This is a genomic window from Herpetosiphonaceae bacterium, assembly GCA_036374795.1.
GTDB lineage: Bacteria > Chloroflexota > Chloroflexia > Chloroflexales > Kallotenuaceae > LB3-1.
Map to the genome: position 1 here is coordinate 1 of DASUTC010000331.1, position 9,212 is coordinate 9,212.

8 protein-coding genes and 2 tRNA genes are annotated in these 9,212 nt (G+C 63.6%); 2 read left to right on the plus strand and 8 right to left on the minus strand.

Features of this window, described 5'->3' with window-relative positions:
- Positions 1 to 1,302: hypothetical protein (locus VFZ66_25390; GenBank protein HEX6292546.1), on the plus strand; the 1,302-nt coding region annotated here is incomplete at its 5' end.
- 210 nt (positions 1,303 to 1,512) lie between these two features.
- Here the strand turns inward: VFZ66_25390 and VFZ66_25395 are convergent.
- From VFZ66_25395 to VFZ66_25430, 8 genes are all read right to left on the minus strand, one after another.
- Positions 1,513 to 1,600 (minus strand) — tRNA-Ser (locus VFZ66_25395).
- A 38-nt stretch (positions 1,601 to 1,638) separates the two neighbouring features.
- A tRNA-Ser gene (locus VFZ66_25400) sits at positions 1,639 to 1,724 on the minus strand.
- 290 nt (positions 1,725 to 2,014) lie between these two features.
- Positions 2,015 to 3,430, minus strand: a complete 1,416-nt coding sequence (locus tag VFZ66_25405) for a phosphoglucomutase/phosphomannomutase family protein (protein ID HEX6292547.1) — start codon at positions 3,428 to 3,430, stop codon at positions 2,015 to 2,017.
- A gap of 60 nt (positions 3,431 to 3,490) precedes the next feature.
- Positions 3,491 to 4,564: an NDP-sugar synthase gene (locus VFZ66_25410; protein HEX6292548.1), complete on the minus strand. Its 1,074-nt coding sequence runs from the start codon at positions 4,562 to 4,564 to the stop codon at positions 3,491 to 3,493.
- Positions 4,565 to 4,746: 182 nt separating this feature from the next.
- Positions 4,747 to 5,808 (minus strand): mannose-1-phosphate guanylyltransferase, encoded by a 1,062-nt coding sequence (locus tag VFZ66_25415; protein ID HEX6292549.1) that lies wholly within the window; start codon positions 5,806 to 5,808, stop codon positions 4,747 to 4,749.
- A gap of 40 nt (positions 5,809 to 5,848) precedes the next feature.
- Positions 5,849 to 6,811 (minus strand): GDP-mannose 4,6-dehydratase, encoded by a 963-nt coding sequence (locus VFZ66_25420; protein ID HEX6292550.1) that lies wholly within the window; start codon positions 6,809 to 6,811, stop codon positions 5,849 to 5,851.
- Positions 6,812 to 6,877: 66 nt separating this feature from the next.
- On the minus strand, positions 6,878 to 7,927 hold the full coding sequence (gene ltaE / locus VFZ66_25425) for a low-specificity L-threonine aldolase (GenBank protein ID HEX6292551.1): 1,050 nt from the start codon (positions 7,925 to 7,927) through the stop codon (positions 6,878 to 6,880).
- A gap of 132 nt (positions 7,928 to 8,059) precedes the next feature.
- Positions 8,060 to 8,869: a hypothetical protein gene (locus VFZ66_25430; GenBank protein ID HEX6292552.1), complete on the minus strand. Its 810-nt coding sequence runs from the start codon at positions 8,867 to 8,869 to the stop codon at positions 8,060 to 8,062.
- Positions 8,870 to 8,954: 85 nt separating this feature from the next.
- Here VFZ66_25430 and VFZ66_25435 point away from each other — a divergent pair.
- The coding region (locus VFZ66_25435) for a dTDP-4-dehydrorhamnose 3,5-epimerase family protein (protein ID HEX6292553.1) at positions 8,955 to 9,212 on the plus strand (258 nt) is incomplete at its 3' end.

The window sequence follows — 9,212 nt, forward strand, 5'->3', positions numbered from 1 at the left end:
GCGGTGGTGCATGGCGGCAATCCGTTTATCGATCCGCCATCAAGATTTGCCGTCGATCCGCTCTACCGCTGGGTCGGCTGGAAGCATGTACCGTCGGTGTACGGGCCGGGCTGGATCTACCCGTCGATCCTGCTGACGATCCTCGTCAACAGCATCAGTCAGCATGTGATCACCTATGTGCTGGCCTACAAGCTGCTGGCGCTGGCGCTGCATCTGGTCAACGGCCTGCTGATCTGGTCGATCCTGAAGCTGTGGAAGCCTGAGCGGCAGGCCTGGGGCACTGCGCTGTATCTGCTGAGCCCGCTGGCGCTGATCGAGTTTGTCGGCAACGCGCACAACGATGTCTTGATGATCACGTTTATCCTGCTGGGCATCCTGGCGCATCTGCGCGGCCACTGGTACTGGACGATCGCGGCGTTTACGCTGGCGGTCCTGACCAAGTGGATCGCGCTGCCGCTGCTGCCGCTCTATGGCCTGGCGCTGCTCTGGGAGTCGGGGACGTGGCGTGAGCGCGCCTGGAAGACGGCAGCCTCGCTGGTGATCTTCGCCAGCCTGTGTGTCAGCCTGTACCGACCCTACTGGGAAGGCTGGGATACGCTGGAGATTTTGGTCGATGCGCCGCCGCAGCAGCGGCTGATTAATTCGCTGGGCGATGTCGTATCGCATGATCTGCAGTACGCGATGTGGCAGATAGGCAGATGGCCGCATCCCGCGCTGGTCGATGCGCTCTCGGTGTTTAGCGGACCCGGCGGGCGGCTCGTCTACAGCGAGCAGAACAGCGCAGATGCGAACGCCGATCCCTGGGCGCGGCAGCACGAGACGTTTGCGCGCGACAAAGCCAAGTTTCGCATGCAGCAGAGCATCGCCAGAGCTAACCGCGACTGGATCAACGCCAAGATTCGGACGGCCGCGCTCACGATCCTGGCGCTAAGCTGCCTGGTCGGCGCTGCCGTTACGCGCAGCTTCCGGGTGGCGCTGCTGGCGGGCACGTGGATCTTCTTCGTGTACTGCTCGATCGGCGCGGTCTGGTTCTGGCCCTGGTACGTTACATGGTTCGTGGCACTGGCCGCGCTCCTCGACTGGAATGTCACGGGACGCACCGCGCTGCTCTTCTCGCTGCTCGCGCCGCTGACCTATGCCTTCTACCCCACGACGATCGATGCCGTCTGGTGGCAGCAGTACCGCGCGGTGCTGATCTTCGTGCCGCCGCTGCTCTTCGCGGGCTGGCATGGCGCGCGAATCGCGCGTGAGGCGTGGCTCGCATGGCGCGAGCGTCACATACATGCCCAGGCGAGCGCCTGATTGTCACCATGCAAGGCGGCGGCGATGCTGGGATGATCGTAGGGCGTATTGCGATACGCCTCAGGGCGAGGCACCAGCTCGCCCCTACGATCCGATCCCCATAATGGTGGAACCCTTCTACGCCCCACGGGTCAATCTGCGGATGGCGATCATGCCGCGTCGACAACAACAAAAGCGCCGAAGTTTGAATACTTCGGCGCTCTCGCTTGGTGGCGGAGGGACTGGGATTCGAACCCAGGGACCGCTCACGCGGTCACGGTTTAGCAAACCGCTCGATTAACCACTCTCGCATCCCTCCAGGGAACCTTATTCGGTTGGTAAGTGTTGTTGTCGGCGTGGAGGAGGCGGTGGGATTCGAACCCACGAAGCTTGCGCTTGGCTGTTTTCAAGACAGCTGCCTTCAACCACTCGGCCACACCTCCGTGTAAGGCAGCGGAAGTATACCAGACGCCTGTCAGGCTGTCAATCTGATTTTCGACGAATCTGATGCTGTTTGAATCGCTGATGCGGATACGCATGGAGCGGCGGATTGTGGATCGCCTGGGCGCTGTACAATGGTGTCGGCGCGGGATGCTCGAGTCTCGCGCAGCGTAGGAGCAGCCGGGGGCTAGAACATGGTGCTATTGGTTGATCCGTAGGGGCGACATAGCGGGTCGCTCAGGGCGAGGCAGCGCCTCGCCCTTACGAAGAACCCGGATCAACGATCGTGCTCTCAGACTCCTGTCAGGGCGCGGCCCTCCGACAATATCTGCTGCACCGTCTCCGGCGCGTGCGTCTCGGTATAGACGCGCAGCAGCGGCTCGGTGCCGGAGAAGCGGATCAGCAGCCACGAGCCATCTTCGAGCGTGTATTTGTAGCCGCCCTCGGTCGAGATATTGGCGACCTGCTGCCCGACAAGTGTCTCAGGCCGCGCATCCGCCACGCGCTGCATGATCTGCGGGCGCTGCTCTGCGGGATAGGTCAGATCCAGACGATCGTAGTAGTGCGGGCCGACCTTGTCGAAGAGGTCTTGCAGTAGCTCGGAGGGCGTTTTGCTGCGCTTGAGCATGAAGTCGATCAGGAACAGCCCGGCCAGAATGCCGTCGCGCTCCGGGATATGGTTGGCAAAGCCAAAGCCGCCCGACTCCTCGCCGCCGATGATCGCTTTCTCCTCGATCATCTTGGGACCGATATGCTTAAAGCCGACCGGCGTCTGGAAGACCGGCACTTTGTACTGCTCGCCCAGCCGATCGACCATCGAGGTCGTCGAGAGCGACTTGACGATCGGGCCGCGCCAGCCGCGCACCTCAAGCAGGTAGTAGGCCAGCAGCCCAAAGACCTGCAACTGGTTGATAAAGCGGCCTTTCTCGTCGACCAGTCCGACACGGTCGGCGTCGCCGTCGAACGCGATGCCGACATGCGCGCCGCTCTCCTTGACCACTTTTTTAAGCTTCGACAGGTTGCTGTCGATCGGCTCCGGCGCGCGAATGTTGGGGAAGATCGGGTTGCGCTCGGCGTTGATCGGGATGATTTTGGTCGAGCCGCCGTCGAGGATCTGCGGAAAGTAGCCCGCGCCAGCGCCGTACATCGCATCTACGATGATCGTCAGCCCGGCGCGCTTGATCTGCTCAAGATCGACCAGCCCGCTGATCTGCTTGACGTAGGCCGGTACGCCGTCGAAGCGCTCGACCAGGCCCTGGCGCTCGGCCTCTTTGAGATCCATACGCTTGACCTCGGACGTGCCGAGGTTGGCTTCGAGCTTGCCCACGACCTCCGGCGAGGCCGATCCGGCGTACTCCGGCTTGTACTTGTACCCGTTATCGGTGCCGGGATTATGGCTGGCCGTGATGATCGCCGCGCCGCCGGCCTTTTTGTCCAGGATCGCGTACGAGATAACCGGAGTAGGCGTCGCCTTCTGCGTCAGATAGACATGGATACCGTTGGCCGCGAGCACTTCGGCGGCAGCCGCCGCAAACCGCTCCGATCCAAAGCGTGTATCGAAGCCTACCACAAGCCCACGTGACGCCAGGTTCTCCTGCTTCAAATAGTCGGCGACGGCCTGGGTGACGATGCGCACGTTGGCAAAGGTATACTCCTCGCCGATCACGGCCCGCCAGCCGTCAGTACCAAATTTGATCGATGTGGGCATACGTTCTACGCCTCCTGGATTGTTCTAGTTGAGCGCGACAACGCGGTCGCTGCGCTATGATCATGCCAATCTTGTCCCTGGTTGAACGGTCGTGCCGCGTGTCAGGATGGCTCCCGCGCCGATGATACAGTTGTCGCCAATGACCGCCGTATCGATGTGGGTGCCCTCCCCGATGTAACAATTGTAACCGACGATGCTATCTTGAATGACAGCGCCGCGCTCAATCTGGCAATTGTCCCAGATCGCGCTGCGCGCGACTCGCGCATCCGCCAGGATATGGCACTCACGCCCGACGCTGCTCAGATCGATTGTCGCGGCTGAGGCAATCATCGTGCCAAAGCCAAGCGCCGCGTGCTCCACCCTGGCCGCGCCGTCGATCGTTGTATTGTCTTCACGCCAGACGCCCGCGAACAACGTGCCGCTCGGCGTCGACGCGGCTGCCTGCAACACGGCTGCCTGGGCGCGCAGGTAGCCTGCGGGCGTGCCCGTGTCGATCCAGACGTGCCTGGACTGGTAGGCATAGATCGGCATGTCCTGCGCGATCAGGCGCGGAAACACATCGTGCTCGAAGTTGCAAAAGCGCCCGCGAGGTATCGCCGCAATCGCCGCCGGCTCGAGCAGATAAACGCCGGTGTTGACGGTGCTGGCACGCGCTGTGCCCGGCGCGGGCTTCTCCTGAAACTCGTGGACGCGGCCCTGTCCATCGGCGACGACCACCCCGCGCCCGGTCGGGTCAGTGACGCCATCGATCGAGATCGTGGCGATAGCGCCGGTAGCCTGGTGCTGCGCCAGCATCGCCTGCAGATCCAGCTCCATCAGGTTATCGCCGTTGACCACGATCGTGGTGCCGTGCAGCGCATCGGCCACATGCGCGACCGCTCCCGCCGTGCCGCGCGGCTCCGGCTCCTCGATCGCGCGGACCGGCACGCCACGCCAGCGCCGCAGCCAGCGCTCGAACGCCTCGGCTCCGTACTGCGTCGCCAGGATGATCTCGGCTACGTCGTAGCGCTCCAGCCAGCCCGTAATATGCTCGATCACCGGACGATTCGCCAGCGGCACCAGCGGCTTGGGCGTGGTCAGCGTTAGTGGTCGGAGGCGCGTTCCCTGCCCGCCGACAAGAATCACCGCCTGCATAGCTCCTCGTTTCGAGTTCAACGTTCAACGTTCAACGTTTCGAGTTCAGGCCCTCACCCCAGGCCGGGTGCCAGACCCAAAGGGTACCCCGGCATGGCACCCGCCCTCTCCCACTGCGGCAGGCGAGGGGAGGAGATTGTTCTTGGTTCTCGGTTCTTGGTGCTCGTTTCTTTGTTCTTGTTCTACAAAATATCTTGCCGCCCCTGCCGCTTAAGCTCGTCCACGATCTTTTTGATGTCCTGGGCGCGGTCGCGCGGCGCGACCAGCAGCGCGTCGCCCGTATCGATCACCAGGAAGTTGTCGAGGCCCACCGTCGCGATCAGCCGGTCGGAGGCGCTGTACACCAGCGTGCCGTGCGTATCCACGCCGATATGCTCGGCCTGAATCACGTTATCGCCGTCGCCCGCCAGCGCGGCGAGCGTATCCCAGTCGCCGACATCGCTCCAGCCAATATCGACGGGGATGACCGCGACCCGCTCGGCGCGCTCCATGATGCCGTAGTCAATCGTGATATTTTCGATGGAGGCCCAGACATCGCTGAAGGCGTCGGCATCGTTTGGCCCACCGCCAGCCTCGATCGCCATGAGCTGCTGATGCAGCTTCGGCAGGTGTTGCGCGAACGCGGCCATGATCGCATCGGCCCGCCAGATAAAGATGCCTGCGTTCCAGCTATACTCGCCGGTCTGAAGATATTGCTCTGCGATCTCGCGGCGGGGCTTTTCGACGAAGCGCTCGACCTCGTAGGCGGTGAAGCCGTTGAACTGGCCCAGCCTGGCCCGACGATGGATGTAGCCGTAGCCCGTGTGCGGCTCGGTCGGCTGAATGCCCAGCGTCACGAGGTAGCCCTGCTGCGCCAGCTCCTCGGCGGCCTTGAGCGCCTCGCGGAACACGGCGGCCTTCTGGATCTGGTGATCGGAGCTGAGCACAACCATGATGCCGCCGGGATCGTCCTGGCGGATCGCGAGCGCGCCTAAGCCAATGCAGGGCGCGGAGCCTTTGCCGCTTGGCTCGCCGATGATGTTAGCGCACGGCACGTCCGGTAGCTGCTCGGCGGTTAGATCCGTGTAGTCGCGGCCTGTCGCGATGATGATCTGGTCCGTGGGCACCAGCGGACGAATCCGCTCGACAGTTTCCTGAAGCATCGTGCGCTCGCCCAGCAGCGGCAAAAACTGCTTCGGTTTAGCAGCTCGGCTGCGCGGCCATAGACGAGTGCCGGTGCCGCCAGCCATAATCAATGCATACATACAATGGTCCTAAAATTGAAATGCTTTTGTTTGTGTCGCCCTATGCGCCCTGCTCAGCGACGCGCGCCCGCCAATCATCGAGGATGTCGCGTAGCATCCGTTCGAGCGGGATGCTCGGCTGCCAGCCCGTGCGCTCGCGAAAGCGCGTCGCGTCGCAGACGATCAGCGGCACATCCGCCGGACGCATCCGCTCCGGGTCCGGCTCTACGGCGATGCGCACCTGGCTCATGCTCAGCAGCAGATCGAGGATCGTCTGGATCGCAACGGGCTGCCCCGATCCCAGGTTGTACACGTCGCCTGGCTCGCCCTGCTCGGCGGCAAGGCGATAGGCGCGCACAATATCGCGCACATCGGTAAAATCGCGCTGCGCCTGCAAGTTGCCCACCCGCACCACGGGCGGCTGGAGTCCGGCCTCGATCCGCGCGATCTGATGAGCGAAGCCGGTGAGGGCATAGCGATCGTCCTGGCGCGGGCCGCTGTGGTTGAAGGGACGCGCGCGGATCGTCTTGAGCTTGTGCGCGGCAAAGTACTGGTAGGCCAGCATGTCCTGCGCGACTTTGCTGACGGCGTAGGGGTTGACTGGCCGCAGGGGGGTGTCTTCGTCGACGGGCTGCTCGTGGGGCTGGACCGCGCCGTACTCCTCGCCGGTACAGACGACGACGATCGTCGGATCGAGCGCCGCCGATCGGATCGCCTCGAACAGATGCAACTGCATCAGGATATTGGTGGTCAGCGTGCCCGCCGGATCGCGAAACGATGTCGGAAGGTGAGCCTGCGCCGCGAGGTGAAAGACGATCTGCGGCTGGATCTGGCGGATCAGGTCATGCACCGCCGGAGCGTCGAGCAGATCTGCGTGGACGGCGGTGACGCGCTCGCGGAGCGCCGGAAGCTGAAGCGCCGCCTCACGTATCGTGCCGAATAGCTGCCAGTCCGTCTCGGCCAGCAGATGCTCCGCGAGATGTCCGCCGACGAAGCCATTGATGCCTGTAATCAGTGCGCGCATGGCGGCTATGATACCAGCATGGGCGATTGTGCGGCAAGTTCGCGGGCAGGCGCTCGCGGCCTTGCATCACGCTCCTATCGCCAGTACCCGCTTTGTCGCCGCCAGCGTCGCGTCGATGTCGGCGCGGCTGATGCCGTAGTGCGTGGCGAAGCGCAGCCGATCGTCGCCGAAGCCGCCCAGCAGCACGCCCTGCTCGCGCATCGCCTGGATGAACGCCGCCGGGGACCAGCGCTCAGGGCTGAGCCGGAAGACGATCAGGTTGGTCTGGACCGTCTCAAGCTCGATCTGTACGTCCGGCATCTCGGCCAGGCCCTCAGCCAGGCTGCGCGCGTTGGCATGATCCTCGGCCAGCCGCTCGACCATCTGCTCCAGCGCGACGATCCCGGCTGCGGCGATCACGCCCGCCTGACGCATGCCGCCGCCCAGCAGCTTGCGCGCGCGATGGGCGCGATGGATGAACGCTTTGCTGCCTACCACCACACCGCCGACCGGCGCGGCCAGGCCCTTGGAAAGATCGAGCTGCACCGAGTCGAAGTCTGCCGCAGCCGTGCGCAGATCGACGCCCAGCGCGACAGCGGCGTTGGCAAGCCGCGCGCCGTCCAGATGCAGCGGCAGATCATGTGCCGTCGCCAGCTCGCGGACCCGCGCCATATACGCCAGCGAGAGCACGGTGCCGCCGCAGCGATTATGCGTGTTTTCGAGGCAGATCACGCCCGGCAGCGCGTGGTGCGGATTGCTCGCATCGCGGATCGCGGCGGCCAGCCGGTCCAGCGGCAGATCGCCGAGCCTGTTGGTCGGCACGGTGTGATAGACCAGCCCGCCGACGACGGACGCGCCGCCCTGCTCGTAGTGGAAGATATGCGCCTCGTCGCCCAGGATGACCTCGGAGCCGCGCGGTGCGTGCGCCAGCAGCGCCACAAGATTGCCCATCGTGCCGCTCGCCACGAAGAGGCCGGCCTCCTTGCCCATCATCTCGGCGGCCAGCTCTTGCAGCCGATTCACCGTGGGATCTTCGCCGTATACGTCGTCGCCCAGGGGTGCGCTCAGCATGGCCTGCTGCATCGCGGGCGACGGCAGCGTCACCGTATCGGAGCGGAGATCAATCAATCTGTTCATAGCTATGCCTATGCGAGTTTCAAGTTTCGAGTTTCAAGTTTCAAGCTCAGCGTTTGTCCTTTGTTCTCTTGTTCTCTTGTTCCTTTGTTCTCGCTTTTGTTCTTTGTTGTTTCTTCTTTGTTCGTGAGCCGTCTAAAACAAATGGTCGCCACGGAGCACGCCCACCAGCTCCGCCAGCGAGAGCCGTGACGGCGTGCGCGGCGGCGATTTGGGCGTGCCGCAGAGCAGCATGCGCTTCGACGGATGTAAGAACCAGTCGGCCTGCGGATCGATGCGCCTGAGGTCGCGCAGCACCTGGGTAAGATCGACCTGTGCCCGCGATCGAGCGGCGATGCCCATGTTGCCTTTGCCGTCGCGGTAGGCGTACAGCACCGCGCCCGCGCTATAGGCCAGCCGCGACGAGCCGCCGTCGTCGCTCTCCATAGCGATGCCGAAGCCCCAGGGCGTGTCGAACTCGATGCGCGCGGCAAAGGCTTGCTCGAGCCGCGTCTGTCTGGCCTCGCTGGCGTACCATGCGTCGAAGTTGGCGAACATTGCCGCCGCGACCTGCTCCGGCGCGTCGGGGTACAGGGCATTGAAGCCTTCGATCAGGTTGCAGATGTTGGGCGCTGTCCCGCCCTCGGCCAGCGCGTGATCCAGCCGCGTCACGGCCTGCGCGATCCGTTTGAGCACGATGTCATCGGGCGCCGCGACGCGCCGGACCAGCTCTGTGGCCGACAGGCTGTGATCGATGTCGTGATGGTGGTCGAAGCGGCCATGTCCGGTATCGACATGCACGATCAGGTCGTCGCTATCGACTGGTGCTCCGTCGAGGGTCTGGCCCGAAGGTACGAAGCGCAGCGCCGCATCGGCCATGCCATACCAGCGCCGCAAGATCCATATCGCGCAGAGACAGTCAATATCCGGGCTAAGGTGGCCGACGATCACAGGTGTAGTATCCACAGGTTTCTCTTTCTGCGAGGTCAACGCGAGTATAGCATAAACTTGGCCGAGAACAGCGCCGGAACCGGTCGCGGGGGATCGCATCGTGACGGCGCTCGTGCGCATGCGTGAACTTCCTGCTATCATGTGCGCGAGCGCGGCTAAGACGCGCTCGCTGATGTTCGCTTACTATCCGCAAGGACGGACGATGGAAGTGCAAACAACATCCTTAGAGGGAGTCCTGCTGCTCAAGCCCAAGGTACATCAAGATGAGCGCGGCTTCTTTATCGAAAGCTACTCGGCGCGGACCCTGGAATCGTTCGGCATTCAGACCGCCTTCGTGCAAGACAATCACTCGCGCTCG

What these genes read in the sequence shown, in the direction of transcription:
- VFZ66_25405 (HEX6292547.1), bottom strand. Translation starts at nt 3,430, where the DNA reads ATGCCCACATCGATCAAATTTGGTACTGACGGCTGGCGGGCCGTGATC.
- VFZ66_25410 (HEX6292548.1), bottom strand. Translation starts at nt 4,564, where the DNA reads ATGCAGGCGGTGATTCTTGTCGGCGGGCAGGGAACGCGCCTCCGACCA.
- VFZ66_25415 (HEX6292549.1), bottom strand. Translation starts at nt 5,808, where the DNA reads ATGTATGCATTGATTATGGCTGGCGGCACCGGCACTCGTCTATGGCCG.
- VFZ66_25420 (HEX6292550.1), bottom strand. Translation starts at nt 6,811, where the DNA reads ATGCGCGCACTGATTACAGGCATCAATGGCTTCGTCGGCGGACATCTC.
- ltaE (HEX6292551.1), bottom strand. Translation starts at nt 7,927, where the DNA reads ATGAACAGATTGATTGATCTCCGCTCCGATACGGTGACGCTGCCGTCG.